Source organism: Kitasatospora sp. LaBMicrA B282 (assembly GCF_050325825.1).
Lineage (GTDB): Bacteria > Actinomycetota > Actinomycetes > Streptomycetales > Streptomycetaceae > Kitasatospora.
On record NZ_JBNQTI010000076.1, the window covers coordinates 1 to 24,659 of the forward strand.

At 75.3% G+C, this 24,659-nt stretch carries 10 protein-coding genes; 5 read left to right on the plus strand and 5 right to left on the minus strand.

Going from position 1 to position 24,659, the window contains the following annotated elements; genetic code table 11:
• The 4 genes from ACQRUO_RS21445 to ACQRUO_RS21460 form a co-directional block, all read right to left on the minus strand.
• The coding region (locus ACQRUO_RS21445) for an SDR family NAD(P)-dependent oxidoreductase (protein ID WP_428317622.1) at positions 1-10,166 on the minus strand (10,166 nt) is incomplete at its 3' end.
• A 137-nt stretch (positions 10,167-10,303) separates the two neighbouring features.
• Positions 10,304-12,196 carry an anthranilate synthase family protein gene (locus ACQRUO_RS21450; protein WP_428317623.1) on the minus strand — a complete coding sequence of 631 codons (1,893 nt, stop codon included), beginning with the start codon at positions 12,194-12,196 and terminating at the stop codon, positions 10,304-10,306.
• Positions 12,193-12,867, minus strand: a complete 675-nt coding sequence (locus tag ACQRUO_RS21455; protein WP_428317624.1) for an isochorismatase family protein — start codon at positions 12,865-12,867, stop codon at positions 12,193-12,195. Before ACQRUO_RS21455 ends, ACQRUO_RS21450 begins: the two co-directional genes overlap by 4 nt.
• 61 nt (positions 12,868-12,928) lie before the next feature.
• Positions 12,929-14,110, minus strand: coding sequence for a 3-deoxy-7-phosphoheptulonate synthase (locus ACQRUO_RS21460; RefSeq protein WP_428317625.1), 1,182 nt, complete (start codon positions 14,108-14,110; stop codon positions 12,929-12,931).
• Positions 14,111-14,605: 495 nt separating this feature from the next.
• Here ACQRUO_RS21460 and ACQRUO_RS21465 point away from each other — a divergent pair, with 495 nt between their 5' ends.
• The 5 genes from ACQRUO_RS21465 to ACQRUO_RS21485 all read left to right on the plus strand — a co-directional run bounded on the left by ACQRUO_RS21465 (position 14,606) and on the right by ACQRUO_RS21485 (position 23,386).
• Positions 14,606-15,742 carry an acyl-CoA dehydrogenase family protein gene (locus ACQRUO_RS21465; protein WP_428317626.1) on the plus strand — a complete coding sequence of 379 codons (1,137 nt, stop codon included), beginning with the start codon at positions 14,606-14,608 and terminating at the stop codon, positions 15,740-15,742.
• The gene (locus ACQRUO_RS21470; RefSeq protein ID WP_428317627.1) at positions 15,739-17,298 is read left to right on the plus strand and encodes an amino acid adenylation domain-containing protein; all 1,560 of its coding nucleotides are present in this window, start codon (positions 15,739-15,741) and stop codon (positions 17,296-17,298) included. Before ACQRUO_RS21465 ends, ACQRUO_RS21470 begins: the two co-directional genes overlap by 4 nt.
• Before the next feature lie 3 nt (positions 17,299-17,301).
• Positions 17,302-17,586, plus strand: a complete 285-nt coding sequence (locus tag ACQRUO_RS21475) for an acyl carrier protein (protein ID WP_428317628.1) — start codon at positions 17,302-17,304, stop codon at positions 17,584-17,586.
• A gap of 38 nt (positions 17,587-17,624) precedes the next feature.
• The gene (locus ACQRUO_RS21480; protein WP_428317629.1) at positions 17,625-18,194 is read left to right on the plus strand and encodes a DUF1579 family protein; all 570 of its coding nucleotides are present in this window, start codon (positions 17,625-17,627) and stop codon (positions 18,192-18,194) included.
• Positions 18,195-18,262: 68 nt separating this feature from the next.
• Positions 18,263-23,386, plus strand: a complete 5,124-nt coding sequence (locus ACQRUO_RS21485; protein WP_428317630.1) for a beta-ketoacyl synthase N-terminal-like domain-containing protein — start codon at positions 18,263-18,265, stop codon at positions 23,384-23,386.
• A 239-nt stretch (positions 23,387-23,625) separates the two neighbouring features.
• On the opposite strand, the gene ACQRUO_RS21490 is transcribed toward ACQRUO_RS21485, so the two are convergent.
• Positions 23,626-24,396: a 2,3-dihydro-2,3-dihydroxybenzoate dehydrogenase gene (locus ACQRUO_RS21490; RefSeq protein ID WP_428317631.1), complete on the minus strand. Its 771-nt coding sequence runs from the start codon at positions 24,394-24,396 to the stop codon at positions 23,626-23,628.
• Positions 24,397-24,659: the final 263 nt, after the last annotated feature.

The window sequence follows — 24,659 nt, forward strand, 5'->3', positions numbered from 1 at the left end:
GGGCTGGCGGTGGCGTAGACCTCGGCGCCCCAGTGGCGGGCGAGTTGGACGGCGGCCATGCCGACACCGCCGGCGGCGGAGTGGATCAGGACCCGGTCGCCGGGCTTGATCCCGGCCAGGTCGCGCAACCCGTAGTACGCCGTCATGAACACCGCGGGGATGGCGGCCGCCTGCTCGAAGGACCAGTCGTCCGGGATGCCGACCACCATCCGCTCGTCCGCGATGGTCAGCGGCGCGAACGCACTGGGGAAGCCACCCAGCACCCGGTCGCCGGGCGCGAAGCGGGTCACCCCGGGGCCGGTCTCCACCACCACACCGGCACCCTCGGCGCCCATCCCGTCCGCGAACCGGGCGAGACCGAGCGCGGCGGCGACGTCCATGAAGTTGAGGCCGGCGGCGCGGACCTGGATCCGCACCTCCCCGGGCTCCAACGGCCGGGTGGCCAGCGGGTTCGCCGTCTTGCCGACCGCCTCGAAGGTGCCACCGCCCAGCGCGTCGATCCGCCAGTCCTGACCGGCGCCGAAGCCACTGACCGCCGGAATCTGACCGGAGTTGCCGCCACGCACCACCCGCGGGGCCAGCAGGACGCCGTCCCGGTGGGCCAGTTGGGGCTCACCCGCGGTCAGCGCCCGGGCCAGCAGAGCCGGCAGCTCGGGGGTGCTCTCGGCGGCCGGGTCCAGGTCCAGCAGCAGGAACCGGTCGGGCTGCTCGCTCTGCGCGCTGCGGATCAGGCCCCAGGCGGTCGAGGCGGGCAGGTCGGTGACGTCACCCGCGCCGTCCCGGGCGGCACCCACCGCACCACGGGTGACCACCACCAACGGCACGCCGGAGAGCCGCGGTTCGGCCAGCCAGGCCTGCACCTCGAGCAGCAGCCGCTCGGCCAACTCGTGGGTGGCCGCGACGGTTTCCGGGCCGGGCAGCCGGGCCTCCGCCGCGGCGGCAACCGTCAGCACCCCGAGACCGGGGAGCCGGGCGCCGTCGTCCAACGCCGCCACCAGGGCGGCGACCTCGGCGTGCACGCGGGCCTGCGGCAGCGCAGCCGGCACGGCCAGCCGGTCCGGCCCGAGCACCACCACCGGCGGCAGCACGGAGTCGGCCGCGGCCGGAACCGGGTGCCACTCCAGGCTGAACAAGCTGTCCAGCCCGGCGGCCGCCGGGGTCAGCTGGGTGGGGTCGGCGCGGCGCATCCGCATCGCCTCGGCGACCAGCACCGGCTTGCCCGCCGGGTCGACCGCGGTCACCCGCACGGTGTCCTCGCTGGTGCTGCGCAGCGCCACTCGGATGGTGGTCGCCCCGGTGGCGAAGAGCGAGACCGCCTCCCAGGAGAACGGCAACCAGACACCGTCCCCGTCTCCCGCGAAGCCCTCGTCGAACTGCTGCGCGTGCAGCGCCGCGTCGAGCAGCGCCGGGTGCAGGCCGAACCGGTCCGCCTCCCGTGCCACCGCCTCCGGCAGCACCGCCTCCGCGAACAGCTCACCCCCCGCACCGCGCCAGACGGCGTTCAGGCCCTGGAAGGCGGGCCCGTAACCGTAGCCGCGCTCCGCCAGCACCCCGTAGGCGTCCGCCACCGACACCGCCTCCGCACCCACCGGCGGCCACACCGCCAGCGCCGCGACCTCCGCCGCCACCCCCGACACCCGCACCGCGTCCACCGCGAGGGTGGCCTGGGCGTGCCGGGTCCAGGGGGTCGGGAGGCCGTCGGTGTGGTGCGGGCGGGAGTAGACGCCAGCGGTGCGCCGGCCGTCCTGGTCCGGGGCGTCGACCACGACCTGCAGATCGACCGCGCCCTGGGCCGGCAGCACCAGCGGCGCCTGCACGATCAACTCCTCGACGCGGGCGCAACCCACCCGGTCACCGGCGCGGATCACCAGGTCCAGGAACGCCGTCCCCGGCACGATCGCGGTACCCGCCACCGCGTGATCCGCCAACCAGGCGTGCGCGGCCAGCGAGAGCCTGCCCGAGAGCACCACCGAGTCACCGGCCGCCACGTCCACCGCGGCCGCCAGCAGCCCGTGCGCCACCTCGGCCAGTCCCGCCCCGGCCGGATCGCCACCGCGCACCCCGCGGTCCAGCCAGTACCGGGTGCGATCGAACGCGTAGGTCGGCAACTCCGGGTACTCGGTGCCGGCCGGCACCAGGGCGGACCAGTCCACCGGCACGCCCGCCGCCCACACCTCGGCGGCGTTGAGCGTGAACCGGCGCGCTCCGTCCTCGTCCCGGCGCAGCGTGCCGGTGACCGTCACCGAGCTGCCGGGTGCGCCGTGCACGTCGACGGTCTCGTTGATCCCGACGGTCAGCACCGGATGGGCGCTGGCCTCGACGAAGACGTCGAACCCGTCCGCGAGCAGGGCCTCGGTGGACTCCTGGAAGCGGACCCGGTTGCGCAGGTTCTCCAGCCAGTACCCGGCGTCCATGCCGCTGCCGTCGACGACCTGGGCGCTCACCGTGGAGTACACGGGGATCCGGCCGGCCCGCGGGGTGATGCCCGCCAGGGCGGCCAGGATGCGGTCGCCGATCGACTCGACCTGGGGGGTGTGCGAGGCGTAGTCGACGGGGATCCGCCGCACTCGCACCTCGGCCGCCTGGCACGCGGCCATGAACTCCTCGGCCGCCGCCACCTCACCGGCCACCACGGTGGACGAGGGCCCGTTGACCGCCGCCACCCAGAGCCGGTCCGACCGGTCGGCCAGCAGCTCGGTCACCGTGTCGAGGCCGGCCGCCACCGACAACATGGCACCGTGCCCGGCGAGTTCCACCAGCGCCGCCGAGCGCGCCACCACGACGCGGACCGCGTCCGGCACCGAGAGCACCCCGGCCACGCAAGCGGCGGCGATCTCGCCCTGCGAGTGGCCGACCACCGCCTGCGGACGCAGGCCCGCCGACTCCCACAGCCGGGCCAGCGCGACCATCACGGTGAACATGACCGGCTGGACCACGTCCACCCGCTCCATCGAGGGCGCCTCGGGGGCGCCGGTCAGCACGTCGAGCACCGACCAGCCGGCCAGCTGCTGCACGACGGCCGAGCACTCGGCGACCGCGGCGGCGAAGACCGGCGAGCTGTCCAGCAGGTCCGCGCCCATCCGCTCCCACTGCCAGCCCTGGCCGGGGAAGACCAGCACCGGGCGGGTCGAACCACCGGCCACGCCGGCCACCGCGCCGCCGACCCGTTCGCCGTCCGCGGCGAACGCCCGTAGCCCGGCCACGAGTTCGGCCCGATCCACGCCCGTCACCACCAGGCGGTGACCCAGCGCCGCCCGCGCTGCCAAGGACCGCCCGACCGCACCCAACTCCATCGACCCGGCTGCCGCCGACTCCACGAAATCGGCCAACCGCGCAGCCTGCGAGCGCAGACCGCCCGCACTGCCACCGGAGACCACCCACGGCACCACCGCACCGCCCACGGCCGGCCCGGTCGAGGTAGATGTCTCCGTGACCTCACCGGCCTCCGGCGCCTCCTCCACGATCACATGCGCGTTGGTCCCACTCGCCCCGAACGAGGACACCCCGGCCCGACGCACCCGCTCACCCCGCGGCCACGCCACCGCCTCCGTCAACAACGACACCGCACCCGCCGACCAGTCCACGAACGGCGACGGCGACTGCGCATGCAAGGTCCGCGGCAGCTCCTCCTCCTGAAGAGCCATCAGCATCTTGATCACACCACCGACACCCGCAGCCGCCACCGAGTGACCGATGTTCGACTTCAGCGAGCCCAGCAGCAACGGCCGCTCCACCGCACGGTCCTGGCCGTAGGCCGCGATCAACGCCTGCGCCTCGATCGGATCCCCCAGCTTGGTGCCGGTGCCGTGCGCCTCCACTGCGTCCACGTCGGCGGCTGTCACACCGGCGTTGGCCAGCGCCGCCCGGATCACCCGCTGCTGCGAGGGGCCGTTGGGGGCGGTCAGCCCACTGCTCGCACCGTCCTGGTTCACCGCACTGCCACGCACCACACCGAGGATTCGGTGGCCCAGCCGCTTCGCCTCCGACAACCGCTCCAACGCCAGCACCCCCACCCCCTCGGCCCACGCCGTCCCATCCGCATCCGCCGCAAACGGCCGGCACCGACCCTCCGGCGACAACGCCCGCTGCCGCGAGAACTCCGTGAACCCACCCGGACTCGCCAACACCGTCACACCACCCGCCAACGCCAACCCACACTCCCCCTGCCGCAACGCCTGCACCGCCAGATGCAACGCCACCAGCGAGGAGGAACAGGCCGTATCCACCGTCACCGCCGGACCCTCGAACCCGAACGAATACGACACCCGCCCCGACAACACACTCGACGTGTTCCCGGTGAAGGCGTAGCCCTCCAGGTGTTCGGGCACCTGGTCCATGTCGCAGACGTAGGAGGACGATCCGGCGCCGACGAAGACGCCGGTGCGGCTGCCCTTCAGCGCCAACGGGTCCAAACCGGCCCGCTCCAGCACCTCCCAGGACACCTCCAGCAGCAACCGCTGCTGCGGGTCCATCGCCAACGCCTCCCGCGGCGAGATCCCGAAGAACTCCGCATCGAAACCCGCCACATCCCCCAGGAACCCACCCCGCCGGGTATACGACTTCCCCGACTTCTCCGGGTCCGGGTCATACAAGTCCTCCGGCCAACCACGATCGGTCGGGAACTCCGAGGTCGCATCGACCCCGCCCGCCACCAGCTCCCACAACTCCTCCGGCGAACCCACCCCACCCGGGAACCGGCACGCCATCCCCACCACCGCGATCGGCTCGTCGGTGGTCTGGGTGGTCCGCGGGGTGGCGGCAACCGGCAGGTCGGCGCCGGCGCCGAGGACCTCCAGCTCGATGTGGCGGGCCAGTTCAGCCGGGGTGGGGTAGTCGAAGACCAGGGTCGCGGGGAGCGTCAGACCGGTGGCGGCGGCCAGCCGGTTGCGCAGCTCGACCGCGGTCAGCGAGTCGACGCCGGCGTCCAGGAACCCCTGGGTCTCGTCGACCCGCGCCGGCGAGTCGTGCCCGAGCACCGCGGCGACGTGGCCGCGGACCAGGTCCAGCACGACCCGGCCGCGGTCGGCCTTGGGCAGCGCGACCAGGCGGCGGGCCAGCGCCCGGCCGGTGCCCTCCCCGGCGGCGGCCGCCCGGCGGCCGGCGCCGCGGACCAGGCCGCGCCACATCGGGGAGAGCACGCCGGCGGCGGCGCGCTCGCGCAGCACGGCGGTGTCCACCCGGGTGCCGAGGACCAGCGGCTCGTCCAGGGCGAGGGCGGCGTCGAAGACGGCCAGGCCCTCGGTGTGGGTCAGCGGCACCGCGCCCTCGCGGGACAGTCGGACGGTCTCGTGCTCGTCCGCCCGGTCGGCGGTCGGCTCGGTGGTGGTCCAGGCGCCCCAGGCCAGGCAGCGGGCGGGCAGCCCCAGGCCCCGCCGGTGGTGCGCGAGGGCCTCCAGGACGGCGGCGCCCGCGGCCAGGTCGGTGTAGCCCGCGCCGCCGAGCACGCCGGCGGCCGAGGAGCAGAGCACGAAGCTCACCTGCGGGCGGTCGGCGGTCAGCTCGTGCAGCCGGACGGCGCCGGTGATCCGGGCGGTCAGGCTCGCGCGCAGCTGCGGCTCGGTCAGCGACTCGACCGTCGCGCCGGCGAGCGGGCCGGCGGCGTGGACCACCGCCGTCAGCGGGTGCTCGGCGGGCAGCTCGGCCAGCAGGGTGGCCACGGCCCCCGGCTCGGTCAGGTCGCACCGGGCGAAGGTCACGGCGGCACCCGACTCGGCCAGCTCGGCGCCCAGTTCGGCCGCGAGCGGGTGGTCGGCGCCCTGCCGGCTGGTCAGCACCAGGTGGCGCAGCCCGTGCTGCTCGACCAGGTGGCGGACCAGCAGCCGGCCCTGCGGCGAGGTGGCCCCGGTGATCACGACGGTGCCCGCCGGGTCCAGCTCGAGTCCGGCCGCGCGGTCCGCGACCGGAGCCGCCTGCGTCACCCGGGGGACCAGCAGTTCGGCGCCGCGCCGGGCCAGTTGCGGCTCGTCACCACGGCCGATCGCGGCCAGCAGCGCCGGCCAGTCGGCGGCACCGGCGGTGTCGGCGGCACCGGCGGCGGGGTCGAGGTCCAGCAGGACGAAGCGGTCGGGGTGCTCGCTCTGCGCGCTGCGGACCAGGCCCCAGGCCGCCGCGGCGGCCAGGTCGGTGACCTCCGCCGACCGGTCCCGGCCGGCCGCCACCGCGCCACGGGTCGTCACCACCAGCGGGATGCCGGCCAGTCGGGGCTCGGCCAGCCAGGCCCGCAGCACCGCCAGCAGCTCGGTGGCCACCCGGTGGGCGGACTCGGCCGGCTCGGCGGTCGGGTCGGGGGTGGCGGTCGGCAGCAGGCCGAAGGCCGGGACGGGCGCGCCCGCGTCGAGCGCCGCGGCCAGCGCCGCCACCTCCGGGTACCGCGGGGCGTCGGGCAGACCGATCCCCAGGTCGGTACCGCCCAGCAGGACCGCCGAGGGCGCCTCGGTGCCGGCGGGGATCGGCATCGGGAGCCACTCCACGGTGAAGAGCGCCTCCGTTCCGGTGCCGCCGGCGGTGAGCAGACCGGCTGCCAGGGGCTGCATCCGCATCGCGTCGGCGACCAGCACCGGCTCGCCCGCCGGGTCGACCGCGGTCACCCGCACGGTGTCCGCGCCGGTGCTGCGCAGCGAAACCCGGATGGTGGTCGCCCCGGTGGCGACCAGCGACACCGCCTGCCAGGAGGACGGCAGCCAGACACCGTCCCCGTCGCCGGCGAAGCCCTCGTCGAGGTGCAGCGCGTGCAGCGCCGCGTCCAGCAGGGCCGGGTGCAGGCCGAACCGGTCGGCCTCGCGCGCCACCGCCTCCGGCAGCGCCGCCTCTGCGAACAGCTCACCCGCCTCGCCGCGCCAGAGGCCGGTCAGGCCCTGGAAGGCGGAGCCGTAGCCGTAGCCGCGCTCCGCCAGTAGCTGGTAGGCCTCCGTCACCGGGACCACCTCGGCATCCACCGGCGGCCAGACCGCCAGCGCCGCAACCTCCGCCGCCGCCGCGTCCGACGCCTGCACCGCCTCGACGGTGAGGGTGGCTTGGGCGTGGCGGGTCCAGATGCCGCCGGGCGTGGTGGTGGTGTGGGGGCGGGAGTAGACGCCGGCGGTGCGTCGGCCGTCTGGGTCCGGGGCGTCGACCACGACCTGCAGGTCCAGGGCGCCCTCGGTCGGCAGGACCAGTGGCGCCTGCACGATCAACTCCTCGATCCGGGCGCAGCCCACCCGGTCCCCGGCCCGGATCACCAGGTCCAGGAACGCCGTGCCGGGCACGATCGCGGTGCCCGCGACCGTGTGGTCGGCGAGCCAGGGCTGGGCGGTCAGGGAGAGGCGGCCCGAGAGCACGATCGTGTCACCGGCCGCCACGTCGACGGCGGCGGCGAGCAGGCCGTGGTCCACCTCGCCCAGGCCGATGCCGGCCAGGTCACCGGCCCCGCGCGTGCCGCGCTCCAGCCAGTAGCGGGTGTGGTCGAAGGCGTAGGTCGGCAGCTCCGGCAGCACCGCACTGGCGGTGGTCGTGGCCGGGAGGGCTTGGGTCCAGTCGAGGTCGGCGCCGGTGGCCCACAGGTGGCCCAGGCCGGTCAGCAGGGCACGTTCCTCACCACGATCGCTGCGCACCAGGGGGATCAGGGCGATGGTGTCCTGGTCCTGGGGCAGGCACTCGGCGGCCATCGCGGTCAACACCGCGCGCGGGCCGATCTCCGCCAACGCCCGCACCGGGAAGCGCTCCACCGCCTCCAGCACCGCATCCGCGAACAACACCGGGCGGCGGACCTGCTGCACCCAGTACTCCGCACTGGCCCACTCCTGACCGCTCACGGGCTTGCCGGTCACGGTGGAGACCACCGGGACCTGTGGCGCGGCGAAGGTGAGCTTCTCCACGACCCGGCGGAAGTCGTCCAGCATCGGCTCCATCAACGCCGAATGGAAGGCGTGCGAGACCCGCAACCGGCGCGTGCGCACCCCCGCCTCGTCCCAGTGGGAGGCGAGCTCGTCCAGCACCTCGAGGGGGCCGGAGACCACGGTGGAGCGTGGTCCGTTGACCGCCGCCACCTGCACCCGACCACCGGCCCGGACGGCCAACACCCCCTCCACCTCCTCCGCCGTAGCCCGCACCGAGAGCATGCCGCCACCGGCCGGCAGGGCCTGCATCAACTGACCCCGCGCCACCACCAGAGCCCCGGCGTCCGCCAGTGACAGCACCCCGGACACGTGGGCTGCCACCACCTCGCCCACCGAATGGCCCACCAACACCTCGGGCCGCACCCCACACGCCGCCACCAGCCGGTACAGCGCCACCTCGAACGCGAACAACCCCGCCTGCGTGAACACCGTCCGATCCAACAACCCCTCTGGATCAGGGGCCGTGAACATCACCTCCCGCAACGAACACCCCAACAACGGATCCACCACCCCACACACCTCATCCAACGCCCCCGCAAACACCCCCGACACACCAGACAACTCCCGCCCCATCCCCGCCCACTGCGCCCCCTGCCCCGAGAACAACAACCCCACCCCAGGACGCGCCGCCACCACCCCCGCCACCACACCACCGACCAACTCACCCGCACCCGCAAACGCCCGCAACCCCGCCACCAACTCACCCCGACCAGCCCCCGCCACCACCAACCGATGCCGCAACCCGTCACGAGTGGTCAACGCCCGCGACAGCGCACCCAGTTCGATGTCCACACCCTCGGAGTCGACGTAGTCGGCCAGCCGCGCAGCCTGCGAGCGCAGACCACCCGCACTACCGCCCGAGAGCAGCAGCGGCACGACCTCGCCCGAGAGCGCGGGCGTCACCGGCGGGGCGGCCGGCTCGAGTTCGGCGGCGGGTGCGGACTCGACGGCGGGCGGCTCCTCGATGATCACGTGCGCGTTGGTGCCGCTGACCCCGAACGAGGACACCCCGGCCCGCCGCACCCGCTCACCCCGCGGCCAGGCGACCGGCTCGGTCAGCAGCGACACCGCGCCCGCCGACCAGTCCACGAACGACGCCGGCTCGTCCACGTGCAGGGTCCGCGGCAGCTCCTGCTGCTGCATCGCCATCAGCATCTTGATCACACCGGCCACCCCGGAAGCCGCCTGGGTGTGGCCGATGTTGGACTTCAGCGAGCCGAGCAGCAGCGGGCGACCGTCCGGGCGGTCCTGGCCGTAGGTGGCCAGCAGCGCCTGTGCCTCGATCGGGTCGCCGAGCCTGGTTCCCGTCCCGTGCGCCTCCACCGCGTCCACCTCGGCGACGGAGAGTCCGGCGTTGGCCAGCGCCGCCCGGATCACCCGCTGCTGCGAAGGCCCGTTCGGCGCGGTCAGCCCGCTGCTCGCCCCGTCCTGGTTGACCGCGCTGCCGCGCACCACGCCCAGCACCCGGTGCCCCAGCCGCCGCGCGTCGGAGAGCCGCTCCAGCGCCAGCATTCCCGCGCCCTCGCCCCAGGCCGTGCCGTCGGCGCCGGCGGCGAAGGGCTTGCAGCGCCCGTCCGGGGCCAGCCCGCGCTGGCGGGAGAACTCGATGAAGGGGGTCGGGCTGGCCAGCAGCGCGACGCCGCCGGCCAGCGCCAGCGTGCACTCGCCCTGCCGCAGCGCCTGCACCGCCAGGTGCAGCGCCACCAGCGAGGAGGAACAGGCGGTGTCGACCGAGACGGCCGGCCCCTCGAAGCCGAACGAGTAGGACAGCCGCCCGGAGAGCACGCTGGGCAGGTTGCCGGTCAGGGTGTAGCCCTCCACCACGTCCGGCACGTGGTCCAGGTCCGGCAGGTAGGCGGAGGTGGAGGCGCCGACGAAGACGCCGGTGCGGCTGCCCTTCAGCGCCGCGGCGGACAGGCCGGCCCGCTCCAGCACCTCCCAGGACACCTCCAGCAGCAACCGCTGCTGCGGATCCATCGCCAACGCCTCGCGCGGCGAGATCCCGAAGAACTCCGCATCGAAGCCCGCCACGTCCCCCAGGAATCCACCCCGCCGCACGTACGACTTCCCCGACTTCTCCGGGTCCGGGTCGTACAGGTCCGCCGGCCAGCCACGATCGGTCGGGAAGTCCCGGGTGGCGTCCTCGCCGTCGGCCACCAGCTGCCACAGCCCCTCGGGGGAGCCGGCCCCGCCGGGGAACCGGCAGGCCATCCCCACCACCGCGATCGGCTCCAGCAGGCCGGCCTCGACCTCGTTCAGGCGGCGGCGCGTCTTCTGCAGCTCCGCGGTCACTCGCCGAAGATATTCAACGGTCTTCTGCTCGTCCGCCATGGAGATCGGTCCAGCCTTTCTTCGCAGGTCACGCAGGATGTTCCGGAAGGATTGGGGTGGTGGGGCGGTCGCCCCCGGGGGCCGTGCGGCAGCCGCGGTCAGCGCCTCGGCAGGCCCTTCAGCACGTCGCCGAGGAGTCCGACGCCCCGTGGGGAGAGCACCGACTCGGCGTGGAACTGCAGGGAGGCGAAGTGCGGTCCGCGCAGCGCGTACACCTCGCCGTTCGCGGCGTCCCGGCTGACCTCGACGCCGCCCACGCCGGGGCAGTCGAACTTGTCCTCCCGGCTGATCGCGGTGAAGGTGTTGTAGAAGCCGACCCGCTCCCGACTGCCGAACAGGTCGATCTCGCGCTGCCGCCCCTGGTTGACCACGGCGCAGCGGGTCACCGGCAGCCCCAGCTCCAGGCTGAGCGCCTGGTGGCTCAGGCAGACCGCGAGGAACGGCAGTTGCCGGTCGAGCAGGGTGCGGACGGCCGTCCGCAGATGGGCGATCTTGGCGCAGTCCCGATCGTTCGGGTCGCCGGGGCCGGGGCCCATCACGACCAGGTCGGCCTCGTCGAAGCCGTACGGCTCGTCGAACCGACGGACCGTCACCAAGAGGCCAAGAGAGGCCAGTTGGTGATTCAGCATGGCGGTGAAGGTGTCCTCGGCGTCGACCACCAGCGCCCGGCGGCCGGCCAGTTCGGGCAGCGGCTGCGGGCGCTGCCCGTCCTGGGCCAGCCAGAACGGGGCGATGGTGGCGTTGCGCCGAGCGAGGGCGGCGCGGATCTCCGGGCGGTCGGCGAACCGGGTGCTGCCGTCGGCGCCCAGCGCGGCCAGCAGGGCGGCGGCCTTGGCCCGGGTCTCGGCGACCTCGGCCGCCGGGTCGGAGTGCCGCACCAGGGTGGCGCCGGTGCCCACCCTGGCCCGGCCGGTGCGGTCGATGTCGGCGGTCCGGATCAGGATCGCCGAGTCCAGGGCGTCCTGCCCGTCCCGGTCGTGGCCGATCAGCGCCACCACTCCGCTGTAGTAGCCGCGGCCCCCGGGCTCGTGCCGGTGGATCACCCGGCAGGCGCTCTCCAGCGGGGAGCCGGTGACGGTGGGCGCGAACATCGTCTCGCGCAGGATCTCGCGCAGGTCGCGGTCGGTCTCGCCGGCGATGAAGTACTCGGTGTGCGCCAGCCGGGCCATCTCCCGCAGGTAGGGGCCGTCGACCCGGCCGCCGGTGCGGCAGATCCGGCCCATCATCTTGAGCTCCTCGTCCAGCACCATGTAGAGCTCGTCGGTCTCCTTCCGGTCGGCGATGAACTCCTGCAGGCCGGCCTCGGTGGGGCCGGTCGGCGGGTAGCGGTAGGTGCCGCTGATCGGGTTCATCACGGCCGTGCCGCCCTGCACGCTGACGTGCCGCTCGGGGGTGGCGCCGACCAGGGTGCGGTCGCCGGTGTGCACCACGAAGGTCCAGTGGGCGCCGGACTCGCGCTGCAGCAGGCGGCGGAAGACCACCAGGGCGAGCCGCGGCGAGTAGTCGGTGATGTCGACCACGAAGGAGCGCCGGATCACGAAGTTGGCGCCGGCGCCGGTGCCGATCTCGGTGTCGATGATGGTCCGGACGATCTGCGCGTAGGCGTCGTCGTCGACGTCGAAGTGGCCGCCGGTGACCCGGATCGGGGCGTCGGGGACCCGGGCGGTGAACTCGGCGACCGGGAGCAGGCCCTGCTCCTCGACGGTGAGGGCGACCAGCGGGGCGCCGTCGTCGTGGGCGGTGAAGCCGCGCTCGGCGATCTGCCGGAACGGGATCACCGCGAGCACCTGGTGCGCGGCAGCGCCGGGTTGCCGCGGGCGCTCGACGGCGGGCAGCTCGGCGAGGGTGGCGGGGTGCGAGACGGTGCCGAGCAGCAGGTCAAGCCGGTCCCCGCCGGTGGCCTCCGGGCGGTGCAGCAAGGCGAAGGCGGGCGGGGCGTCGACCAGCAGTCGGTCGAGCAGCTCGGTGGCGGGCGGCGGGGCGGCGGTCACGCCCGTCCCCCCGTCCGGCCGGCCAGCGCCCGCCCGGCCACCGGCAGCGCCGTCAGCAGGTCCTCGGCGGTGACCACCATGGCGCAGCGGCCGGCGGCGTACTCCAGCGCCCAGCGGTGGTGCTCGGCGGAGAAGTCGGCGACCGCGTCGGCGACCAGGAAGGTCCGGATGTCGTGGCTGTACGCCTCGACCGCGGTCATCAGCACGCCGACGTGGGCGTAGACCCCGCAGATGATCAGCTGGTCGCGGCCGGCGGCCCGCATCCGCTCCAGCAGCTCGGTGCGGAAGAAGGCGCTGTAGCGCCACTTGGTGAAGACCCAGTCGCCCGGAGCGGGCGCCACCCGCTCCTCCACGGCCCGGTCGGCCTCCGCCCGGCTCATCCCCGGGCCCCAGAAGTCCCGGAGCAGCCCGCGCTCCTGCTCGGTCATCGCGCCGGGCTGTGCGGTGTAGGCCACCGCGATCCCATGCTCGGCGCAGCGGTCGCGCACCAGGGCCGTGTTGGCCACCAGGTCGGCGCGCACGCCGGCCGGGAAGGCCTGCAGGAAGAAGCGCTGCATGTCGTGGACGAGCAGCACCGCCCGGGCGGGGTCGACCGTCCAGGAGACGGTGTTCGCGGGCAGCTGCTCCCTGCTGGGCATGGGATAGGGGGTGATGGTGGGGATCCCTGGCATGGCTTCGCGGTCCTCTGCTGGTTCGATGGGGGCCTGTGCTGGTCCACCGGGGGTCGACGGGCTAGGAGCGCCAGCTGGCGACCACGGTGGCGGACTGACCGGGGTTGAGGCGCGGGTCGCACAGGGTGGTGTACTTCTCGCCGACCCGGTCCGCGTCCGAGTCGTTGAGCACGCACTCGGTGACCGGCTCCGGCGTGACCTCCAGGTGCAGCCCGCCGGCGACCCCGCCGAAGGCGGTCACCGCGCACTGGAACTGCTCGACCTCCCAGAGCACCGCCTTCAGGTAGCGGGTCTTCAGGCCGGCCGCGGTGGTGAGGGTGTTGCCGTGCATCGGGTCGCAGAGCCAGATCACCGGGTGGCCGGCCGCGCGCACCGCCATGACCAGTTCGGGCAGTTGCTCGGCGACGGCGTCCGCGCCCATCCGGGAGATCAGGGTGAGCCGGCCCGGCTCGCGCTGCGGGTCGAGCGCCTCGCAGAGCGCGACCAGGTCGTCGGCCGTCATGCCGGCGCCCACCTTGCAGGCCACCGGGTTGCTGACGGCGGCCAGCAGGGCCAGGTGGGCGCCGTCGAGCTGGCGGGTGCGGTTGCCGATCCACGGCCAGTGGGTGGAGGCGAGGTAGAGCCGCCCCTGCTCGTCCCGGCGCAGCAGCGGGACCTCGTAGTCCAGCAGCAGCGCCTCGTGACTGGTCCACAGCCGCGGGGGGCGGTGCCAGTCCCGGGCCTGGTCGAGCCAGCCGAGGTGGCCCATCACCTGGCGGGCCGCCTGGTAGCAGGTGAGGATGCGCACCGGGTCGGGCCGGCGCAGCACCGGGTCGGGTTCCGGGCTGTTCACCATGTGGCCGCGGTAGACCGGCAGTTCCTCGCCGCCGACGCGCTCGGTGGGCCGGGAGCGGGGCTTGGTGTACTGGCCGGCGATCCGGCCGACCCGCACCACCGGCTTGTGCGAGTGCATCTGCATGGTGCCGGCCAGCACGTCGAGCAGGCCGACCTTGCGGGCCACGTAGTCCACCGTGCACTCGGCGGGGTCCTCGGCGCAGTCCCCGCCCTGCACGACGTGGGCGCGGCCGGCCGCCACCTGGGCGAGCAGGCCCCGGAGCACCGCCAGGTCGGCCGGCCGCACCAGCCCCGGCGAGGCCGCCAGTTCGGCACGGACCAGCCGCAGTTGTGCCCGGTCGCCCCAGTCGGGCTGCTGGTGCGCCGGTTTCCCTTCGAGAAGGGGGTGCTTGTCGGTCGCCAGCTGCATGCCAGCCTCTCCTTGCGCGTCACGCCGCTTCCGGGTTGGGTCGGTTCCCGAGGCCGCCGGGTGAGCGAGCGGCGCGTCCCTCGCCGCCGACGCGTCGGCCTGGCCCGGTACCGGGGTGTCACCAGCGATCGCGGGCGGCGCGTCCTGCGCGCCCTGCCACGCGGCCTCGGCTCATCGTGGGCTGGTCGCGGGCCCGTCGGAACCCCTAAGTCCGGGTCACCGGGGTAGGGGCCCCTGACCCGCGAGGGGTTGCCGCACCGCTCCGCAGCGCCTGCTGCGGGGCCGCTTTCTAGGGGGTGACACCGGCTCGCCGCGCTCCCTAGCGTGGTCACCCGGCAGGGCGACCGGCTGCCCCGCGGGTGGCGGGGGGCACCGGTCCGGGGTCGCCGGTCCCGGGTCCGCGCCGTGCCTCCCGGCTGCTCCCCGCCGGGCTCCGACCGGCCGGTCCGCGCGGCCGCATCCGACGCAACTCCTCACGATGAGGCACGAATCGCTATGGACTTTGGACTCGACGAGGCAGCGCGGAAACGCTGCGAGGCAATCGACGCGGACGTGCGCGCCCACTGGGCCGGCGTCCGTGCCGTGGCCGATCCGGCGGCGGCCCGGGCGAACTTCCGGGCGGCCGGGCGGATCGGCCTGACCGGCCTGAGCCTGCCCGCGGAGGTGGGCGGCGCCGGTCTCGGGGCGCTGGACACCGCGCTCTGCCTGGAGGCCTTCGGCCGGGCCTGCCCCGACACCGGCTTCGCCTTCGCGGTCGCCGCGCACCTGCTGGCCTGCGCGGTCCCGGTGCGGGACTTCGCCGACGACCGGGTGCGCGAGCAGCTGCTGGCGGGGCTGGCGAGCGGCGAGCTGGTCGCCGCCAACGCGATGACCGAGGACGGCGCCGGGTCCGACGTCGGCGCCCTCGCGGTGACCGCGCGGCCCACCGCCGACGGCTACCTGCTCGACGGCGAGAAGTCCTGGGCCAGCAACGCACCGATCGCGGACCTGGTGGTCACCTACGCGGCGACCGACCCCGCGGCGGGCTTCCTCGGCCTGTCGGCCTTCGCCGTCCCCACCGACCTGCCCGGGGTGGTGCTGGGCGAGCCGCTGCCGAAGATGGGCCTGGTCGGCTGCCCGGCCGGCCGGGTGCGGTTCGAGAACTGCCTGGTCCCGGCCGAGTACCTGCTCGGCGGCGAGGGCCAGGGCGCGGCCGTCTTCCAGCACTCGATGGCCTGGGAGCGGGCCTGCCTGTTCGGCATCTACCTGGGCACGATGGCCCGCCAGCTCGAGGAGTGCGTGGAACAGGCCCGTGAGCGCCGGCAGTTCGGCCGGCGGATCGGCGAGTTCCAGGCGGTCTCGCACACCCTGGTCGGCATGCGCCAGCGCCTGGAGGCGGCCCGGCTGTTGCTGCTGCGCGCCTGCTGGCTGCTCGACCGCGGCGAGGAGCACGTCACCGAGGTGGCGCTGTCGAAGATCGCGGTCTCCGAGGCCGCGGTGGCCAACTCGCTGGACGCGCTGCAGCTCTTCGGCGGCCGCGGCTACCTGACCGGCGGTGCCGAGGAGCAGCTGCGCGACAGTCTCCCCAGCACCCTCTTCTCCGGCACCACCCAGATCCAGCGGGAACTCGTGGCAAGGCAGTTGGGACTATGACACTCCATCAGCTGGTGATCGACTCGGCCGCCCGGCACCCCGACCGGCCGGCCGTGGTGACCCAGGACACCACCCTCGACTACCGCCGGCTCGACCGTGACGCCGACCGGCTGGCGCACCGGCTGCGGGCGCTCGGGGTCGCCCGCGGGGACCGGGTGGTGATCTGGTCGGAGAAGTCCGCCGCCGTGGTGGTGGCGATGCAGGCGGTGCTGCGGCTGGGCGCCGCGTACGTGCCGATGGACGGCTCGGCGCCGCCGGCCCGGGTCGCCGCGCTGGCCGGGGACTGCGCGGCCTCGGTGGTGCTCACCACCGCCGAGCGGGCCGAGGAGCTGGTCGACCGGCTGCCGCCCGCGCTGCCCTGCCGCACCCTGACCGGGCAGGACCCGGCGCAGCAGGCCGCGGCGACGGAGCCGAGCGGCCCGGAACCCAGCGAGCCGGAACCGAGCGCCCCGGAGTCGAGCGGCCCGGTGGCGGCGGTCAACGAGCAGGTGGACTCCGACGAGTTGGCCTACATCCTCTACACCTCGGGCTCGACCGGCACCCCGAAGGGGGTGTGCATCAGCCACCGCAACGCGCTCGCCTTCGTCGAGTGGGCGGTGGCCGAGCTGCAGGCGGGCCCCGCGGACCGGTTCTCCAACCACGCGCCGTTCAACTTCGACCTGTCGGTGCTGGACCTGTACGCGGCCTTCGCCACGGCCGCCTCGGTCCACCTGGTGCCGGCCGAACTCGCCTACGCCCCGGTCCAGTTGGTGGAGTTCCTGCGCCGCCAGGAGATCACCGTCTGGTACTCGGTGCCGTCCGCGCTGACCCTGATGGTGCAGGAGGGCGGCCTGCTGGAGCAGCCGGCGCCGAGCGCGCTGCGGGCGGTGCTGTTCGCCGGCGAGCCGTTCCCGCTGCCGCAGGTGCGCGCGCTGGCCGGGTGGACCACGGCCCGGCTGCTCAACCTCTACGGGCCGACCGAGACCAACGTGTGCACCTGGCACGAGGTGCAGCCGGCCGACCTGGAGCGGGACCGCCCGGTGCCGATCGGCGTCGCCTGTTCCGGCGACAAGTGCTGGGCGCAGAAGGCCGACGGCAGCGTCGGCGGGCCGGGCGACGAGGGCGAACTGTACGTCGAGGGCCCCACCGTGATGCTCCGCTACTGGGGCCGGCCGCTGCAGCTGGGCCCCTACCCCACCGGGGACGTCGTCACCGTGCTGCCGGACGGGTCCTTCGACTACGTGGGCCGGCGCGACCACATGGTCAAGGTGCGCGGCCACCGGATCGAGCTCGGCGAGGTCGAGGCCGCGCTGACCGCGCACCCGGACGTGGCCGAGGCCGCGGCGCTGGTCGTCGGAGCCGGCGCGGCGGCCCGCCTGGTGGCCTTCGTGGTGGCCGGCCCCGACCGCGAGCCGGGGCCGCTGGAGCTGCGCCGGCACTGCGCGCAGCGGCTGCCGCGCTACATGCTGGCCGACGAACTGCACCGGATCGACCGGTTGCCGCGCACCCGCAACGGCAAGGTCGACCGCGCCGCGCTCGCCGACCAGGTCCAGTCCGAACCCGACCGGAAGGAATGACCGATGGCGCAGCGCCAGACCCTCGAACCCGCCGAGATCCAGCAGAGGATCACCGCCTTCGTCCGGGAGCGCTTCCTGGACGGCGACCCCAAGGGGGAGCTGGAGGAGACCACCCCGCTGCTGGAGTGGGGCGTGCTCAACTCCCTGAACACCGTGGTGCTGCTCACCTACGTGCGCACCGAACTGGGCGTGACGATCCCGCCCCGGCAGCTCAACGCCAAGGACCTGAAGAACGTGCGCGCCATCGCCGCGATGGTCGCCAAGCTGGCCGCCGCCCAGGCCGCCTGACCCACCCACACCCCCCAAGACCCAGCGAGGAGTCCCCGATGACCGACGCCGCCACCACCAGCAGCGACCCGACCGAGAGCAACGCGGCCGACCGGAAGCTGTCCGACTACCTGGACAACCACCGCCCCACCGCCCGCCCGGTCAAGAAGGACAACGAGCCGCCGGCCGAGATGCACCAGCTCGACTTCCTGCTCGGCACCATGGTCACCACCTTCGACACCGGCGTCCGGATGGTCGCCGTGACCCGGCCGATCATGGGCGGCCGCTATTACCAGATGGACCTCACCGCCACCTACGGCGACGGCTCCCCCAAGCTGGAGGGCACCTGGGTGATCGGCTGGAGCGAGCCCAACCAGTACTTCGAGTCCTACTACTTCGACTCGCTGGGCACCATGGGCACCTCCACCTCCCCCGGCTGGCAGGACGGCCACCTGGAGTTCGTCGGCGACCACGTGCTCGGCGAGGTCGGCGTCCGCTCGCGCTCCAAGGACGCGTACACCGTCATCGACGACCAGCACTTCCGGCTCGACGCCTTCGTCGAGGTGGAGGGCGAGTGGAAGCTCTACGACATCCAGAACTGCACCGTCACGCCGCCCGCGGAGCAGTAGTCCGCCGCCGCCCGCCACGAGCGGCCGCCGGCCGGCCGACGCCTTTCGCACGAGGAGCCGACAACCAGATGGCAGACGAAGAGAAGCTGCAGAAGTACCTCCGGAAGGCCACGGCCGAACTGCGCCTGACGCGTGACCGGCTGGCCGCCGCGGAGGAGCGGAACCACGAGCCGATCGCGATCATCGGGATCGGCTGCCGGTTCCCCGGCGGGGTGCGCTCGCCGGAGGACCTGTGGGCGTTGCTGGAGGCCGGGACCGACGCCATCTCCGGGACGCCGACCGACCGCGGCTGGAACCTGGCCGCGACCGTGCCCGACCTGAACGGCGGCTACCTGGGCGACTTCGACCGCTTCGACCCGGAGTTCTTCGGGATGGAGGAGGCCGAGGCGCTGGCGCTGGACCCGCAGCAGCGGCTGCTGCTGCTGACCAGCTGGGAGGCGTTCGAGCGGGCCGGGATCGACCCGCTGTCGGCCAAGGACACCAGGACGGCGGTCTACGCCGGCATCCAGTTCGGCGGCTACCCGCTGCTGCTGGGCGGGCCGCCGCCGGCCGAGCTGCAGGACTACATCGGCTTCGGCAGCTCCGCCGGGGCCGCCTCGGGCCGGGTGTCGTACCTGCTGGGCCTGCTGGGCGGCGCGCTGAGCGTGGACACCCAGTGCACCTCCTCGCTGGTCGCGGTGCACCTGGCCGCCAAGGCGCTGCGCAACGGCGAGGCCACCCTGGCGCTGGCCGGCGGGGCCTCGGTGATGTCGCTGCCGACCACGCTGCTGGACTTCCGCCGCCGCGGGACCAGCTCCCCCAGCGGGCGGTCCAGGTCCTTCTCGGCGGCGGCGGACGGCGTCAGCCTCTCCGAGGGCGTCGGCATGCTGCTGCTGGAGCGGCTGTCGGACGCGCGCCGCAACGGGCACCCGGTGCTGGCCCTGATCCGCGGCTCGGCGATCAACCAGGACGGCGCCACCAACGGCATGTGGTCGCCGCGCACCCAGGCCCAGGAGCAGGTGATCCGGCAGGCCCTGGCCGACGGGCGGATCACCCCGGACAGCGTCGACGTGGTGGAGGGCCACGGCGTGGGCGCGGCGCTCGGTGACGGCGTGGAGGCGCAGGCGGTCATCGGGACCTACGGACGGGCGCACACCCCGGCCGACCCGGTGCGGCTCGGCTCGGTGAAGTCCAACATCGGCCACACCCAGACCGTCGGCGGGGTCGCCGGCATCACCAAGATGGTGATGGCGCTGCGTCACCAGCGGCTGCCGCGCACCCTGCACGTGACCGAACCCACCACCCATGCGGACTGGTCCGCGGGCACGGTGCGGCTGGTCACCGAGGCCGAGGCGTGGCCGCGCGGCGAGCGGGTGCGCCGGGCCGGCGTCTCCTGCCTGACGCTCAGCGGCACCAACGCCCACCTGGTGCTGGAGGAGCCGCCGGCGGAACCGGAGCCCGAGCAGCAGGGCGCCGGCCCGCAGCGGCCGGTCGCCTGGGTGCTCTCCGGGCGCACCCCGGCGGCGCTGCGCGAGCAGGCCGCCCGGGTGCGGGCGGCGGTGACCACCGCCGACCCGCTGGACACCGCGGTGGCGCTGGCGACCACCCGCTCGGCGTTCCGGCACCGCGCCGTGCTGGTCGGGCGGGACCGGGCCGCGCTGCTGGCGGGCCTGGACGCGGTGGCGGCCGGCAGCACCGCCCCGGGGCTGCTGCGCGGGCTGGCGCAGCCGGGCCGCACCGCCCTGCTGTTCGCCGCCGCCGGGTCCGGACTCCCCGGCTCGGCCGGTGCGTTGGCCCAGGCCTTCGCGCCCTTCCGGACCGCCCTGCTGGAGGTCTGCGACGAGCTCGACCGGGCGCTGGCCAGCGCCGGAGCGGGCGGGGACCAGCGGCCGCTCAGCGTCGAGCTGCTCGACCCGGCCGCCCGCCCGGTGCCGGCGCGACTGGCCCAACTCGCCCGGTTCGCCTTCGACATCGCGCTGCACCGGCTGGTGGCGGAGTTCGGGATCGCCCCCGAGTCGGTGGCCGGTCTGGGCGTGGGCGAGGTGGCCGCGGCCGTCGCGGCCGGGATGCTGAGCCTGCCGGACGCGTGCGCGCTGGCGGTCGCGCTGCCGCTCCCCGAGCAGAGCGCCGACCGGGCGGCGCTCTGGGTCCGGGCCACCGAGGCCGAGGTCACCGCGGACCTGGCGCAGTCCGGCGCGGACGCCCGGGTGGCGATCGCCGCGGTGGACGAACCCGGCGCCACCGTGCTGGCCGGGGACGGTGCCGAACTGGCCGCGCTGGCCGAGCGCTGGCGCTCGCGGGGGCGGGCCACCGCGGCGCACCCGGACCGGGCGCTGCTGCCGGCCGCCCGGCCGGCGACCGACCAGACGCGGCTGCGCCGGGTGCTCGGGCAGCTGACCGTCCAGCCGCCGTCGGTCCCGCTCGTCTCCGGGCTGACCGGGGAGCCGGTCACCGTCGAGCAGCTGGGCGACCCCGAGTACTGGGCCGGCCACGCGACCCGGCCCACCCGGCTGCTGTCCGCGGCACGCTCCCTGGTGGCCGCGGGCGCCACCCGCTTCCTGCTGCTGGGGCCGGACGACGCACTGCTCGAACCGGCTCGGCGCGCCGTCGCCGCGCACGGCGAGCCGCGCCGGCCCGGGCAGCGCGGCAAGGAGGTGCTGCTGGTCGCCGCCCAGCAGACCGGCGCCGACCCGGCGGCAGCGCTGCTGACGGCGCTCGGCGCGCTGTACGCGGACGGTGCACCGGTGCGCTGGTCGCCCGCCGTCGAGGGGCACCGGGCCCGGCGGGTGGAGCTGCCCACCTCCCCGTTCCAGACCCGGCGGTACTGGCTGCTGCCGCCCGACGGGGCCGGCCGGGCGACCGGGCCCGGCGCACCCGCGCACCCGCTGCTGGGGCACCCGGTGGAGCTGGCCGAGGGCGACGGCAGCTGGTTCGCCCAGGAGGTGGGCACCGCCGCGCTGCGGGCGGGCGGCGCGGGCCGGGTGCACGGCGCCACGGTGCTCGGTGCCGCCGCGCTGCTGGACTGGGCGCTGGCCGCCGCCGGCACCACCGGGTCCGCCCGGCTGCGCGAGGTGACGCCGGCCGAGCCGATCGCGCCGGCCGGCGACCGGCCGCTGCGGCTGCAGACCCGGCTGGAGGCCACCGCAACCGGCACCCGGGTGCGCGGCTTCGCGCACACCGCGGCGGGCTGGACCCCGCTGGTCGACGCCCGGCTGGTCGACGCCCGGCTCGGTGAGCCGGCCGAGGCCGCAGCGCCCGCACCGATCGACCCGGCGCAGCTCCGGGCGGAGCTGACGGAGCAGGACCCGGCGGCGTGGTACCGGCAGTGGTGGCAGCACGGGGTCGAGCCGGACCGGGCCGCGGCCCGGGTCGAGCGCCTCTGGCGGGGCGCCGACCGGCTGCTGGCCGAGGTCGGGCACGACCCGGCGCGCCGCCACCCCGCCGGTGGACCCGTCGCGCCGGCGGTGCTGGAGAACGCGCTGGCGCTGGCCGCGACGCTGGCGCCGCAGCCGGCCCGGGTGGCCTCGGTGGCCGAGGTCACCGTCCACCGGGCGGCGGCGGACGCCGCGGCCGGCGAGGCGAGTTGCTGGGTCCGGGCGGTGCGCCGACCGGACGACCTGGTGGACCTCGCGGTGCTGGCGCCGGACGGCGGCCGGCTGCTGGAGCTGACCGGGATCCGGCCGGCCCCGCTGGCCCCCGCGGCCCTCTCGCAGCTCGCCGCGGTGCCGCTGCGCTGCCACCGGCTGGACTGGCGTGCGCTGCCGGAGTCCACGGCGCAGCCGGTGCTGGCGACCCCGGGCGGCAGCTGGCTGGTCCACGGCACCGATCCGCGGCAGGTCCGGCAGTGGTGCACCGACCTGGCGCTGGAGGGCATCCCGGCCCTCGCGGTGCTCCCGGCGGCGGACGGCGCCGGGGCCGACGCGGACGGGGACCTACTGGTCGCCGCGGCGGAGCGGCCGGAGTCCTTCGACGAGCTGTGGGCGCAGCTGCGCGAGCGCGGCACCACGGTGGCCGGGCTGCTGCTGCACACCGGCGAGCCGACCGACAGCACTGCGGGGCTCGGGGGCGATGCGGGGCTCGACGGCGGCGCGGGGCTCGACGGCGGTGAGCAGGCCTTCACCTTCCTGCAGCGCTTCCTGCGCGAACACGCCGGGCACGGCCCGGCGGTGGTGCTCTGCAGCACCGGCGCGAGCACCCCGCGGCCGACCGACCGGATCGCCGCCGGACCGGCCGCGGGTCTGCCGACCGCGCTCGCCCGGACCGTGATCTGGGAGCACCCGGAACTGGCCTGCGTCCAGGTCGACCTGGAGCCGGGCGCGCCGGTGCCGACGGCCGGCCGGGTGGTGCGGCAGGCGGTGGGCCTGGCCGCCTCCGGTCACCTGGCGGTGCGCGGCGGGCGCTGGTACGAGGCCCGGCTCCAGGAGGGTGAGCCGCCCGCCGACGGCGAGGGCAGCATCAAGATCCGGGAGGATGCCGGCTACCTGGTGCTGGGCGGGACGGCGGACCAGGCCGCGGCCGTGGTCGACTGGCTGGCCGAGCAGGGGGCCCGGGCCGTCGCGGTGGCCGGCTCGGCCGAGCCGGCGGCGGGCGAGGGCGGCACAGCGGTGCTCCGCCTCACCGGCGACCCGGCCGACCCGGCGCTGCTGGGCGCGGTGCTGGACCGGGTCGAGGCCGAACTGCCGCCGCTGCGCGGGGTGATCCGGCTGGCCGACCCGGTCGCGGACAGCGGCCTGGACAGCTGGGGCTGGGCGGACTTCCGGGCCGCCCTGGCGGGGGCGCTGCACGCCCCGCAGCTGCTGCACCAGCGCACCGGGGAGCTCGACTTCCTGGTGCTGGCCACCCCGATCGGTGCCCTGACCGGCCACGGCGGCGGCGCGCTGCAGACCGCCACCGACTCCTGCTTCGAGGTGCTGGCCCGGCAGCGGCAGGCCGCGGGCCTGCCCACGCTGAGCGTGGCCTTCGGGCCCTGGACGGAGTCCGGCGAACCGGCGGCCACCGCCCTCGCCGCGACCGGGATCCACCCCTCGCCCGCCGCTGCCGCCCTGTCCGCCACGGGCCGGCTGCTCGCCGGTGCCACGGCCCGCGCCGGCCTGGCCCGAGTGGCCTGGGACCGCACGCTGACCGCCAGCGGGCGCACCGTGCGCTACGCCCCGCTGGAGGCGGCCGCCGAGGCGGACGGCGAGGCCACGGTGGGCTTCGGCCAGCGCCGCTGACCGACCGGCCCCGCCGGAAACGGGTTCGGCCCCCGGCTCCGCCTCAGGAGCCGGGGGCCGAGGCGTGCGGTGCACGCTGGGGCCTCTCTCACGGATCTTGCCGGGCTCGCGACGCCGGACATCCGCCCCCAGCCTGGCGGCTGGGGGTGGGGGCACCTCCCGGCCGCCAGGCCGGGGGAGCCGCGCGCCAATCCGACAAGACCCATAAGAGAGGCCCTGGCCGCACCACGCCCGGCGGGTCAGACGCCGAGGGTGGCGCCGCCGTCCACGGTGAGGTGCTGCAGGGTGATGTGACCGGCGCGGTCCGAGAGCAGGAAGTGCACCGCGTCGGCGATGTCGGTCGGGCTGGCGAGTTTCCGCAGCGGAATGCCGGCCTTGTAGGCCTCCGGCGAGCCCTCGATGGTGCGGGCCGGGCCGGTCTCGTCGGACCACATGGAATGCAGCATCGGCGTGTCGGTGGAGCCCGGCGCCACCACGTTGCAGCGGATTCCGTGCCGGGCCACCTCCAGCCCCAGGCATTTGGTGAACATCAGCGCCGCGGCCTTGGAGGCGGCGTAGGCGGACATCTGCGTGCGGGCGGTCCCGGCCGCGTTGGAGGCCACCGTGACCAGCGCGCCCGCGCCCCGCGGGACCATCCGGCGCACCACCGCGCGGGACATCAGGAAGACCCCGGTGCTGTTGACCGCGAAGGTCTCCAGCCAGTCCTGCTCGCTGAAGTCGCCGGCCTCCCCCAGCCGCAGCACGCCGGCGGCGTTGACCAGGTAGTGCACCGGTCCGAGCTGCTCCTCCACCGCCGCCACCACGGCCTCCGCCTCGGCCTCCCGGCTGACGTCGGCCACGAAGGCGTGGGCGGCCAGGCCGTCGGCGACCAGCTTGTCGGCGGTGGTCCGGGCGCCGGCCGCGTCCCGGTCCACGGCGGCCACCACCGCGCCGTCCGCGGCCAGGGCCCGCGCCACGGCCGCGCCGATCCCGCCGGCGGCCCCCGTGACCACCGCGATTTTCCCGCGCATCTGGACTGCTCCCTTCGGGGCGCCCGTGCCTTGTCCGGAAAGGCATTGCGCACGGGCGCGTCGACTTTTCCCCAGCGTCGCAAGGAGGCGTGGCCGACCGGCACCCGTAATTCACCCCTAGAAGGCGGCCGGTGGCCTTCTAGGGGCCCGTAGGGGCTGACGGCGGCAGCGGCCGATTCCTAGCATCGGAGCGCCACCGGTGTGCGTTGCTGAATTCCCCGCCCACGGCAGTCCGGATTCCCCACCCCATCCCTTCGGAGGGA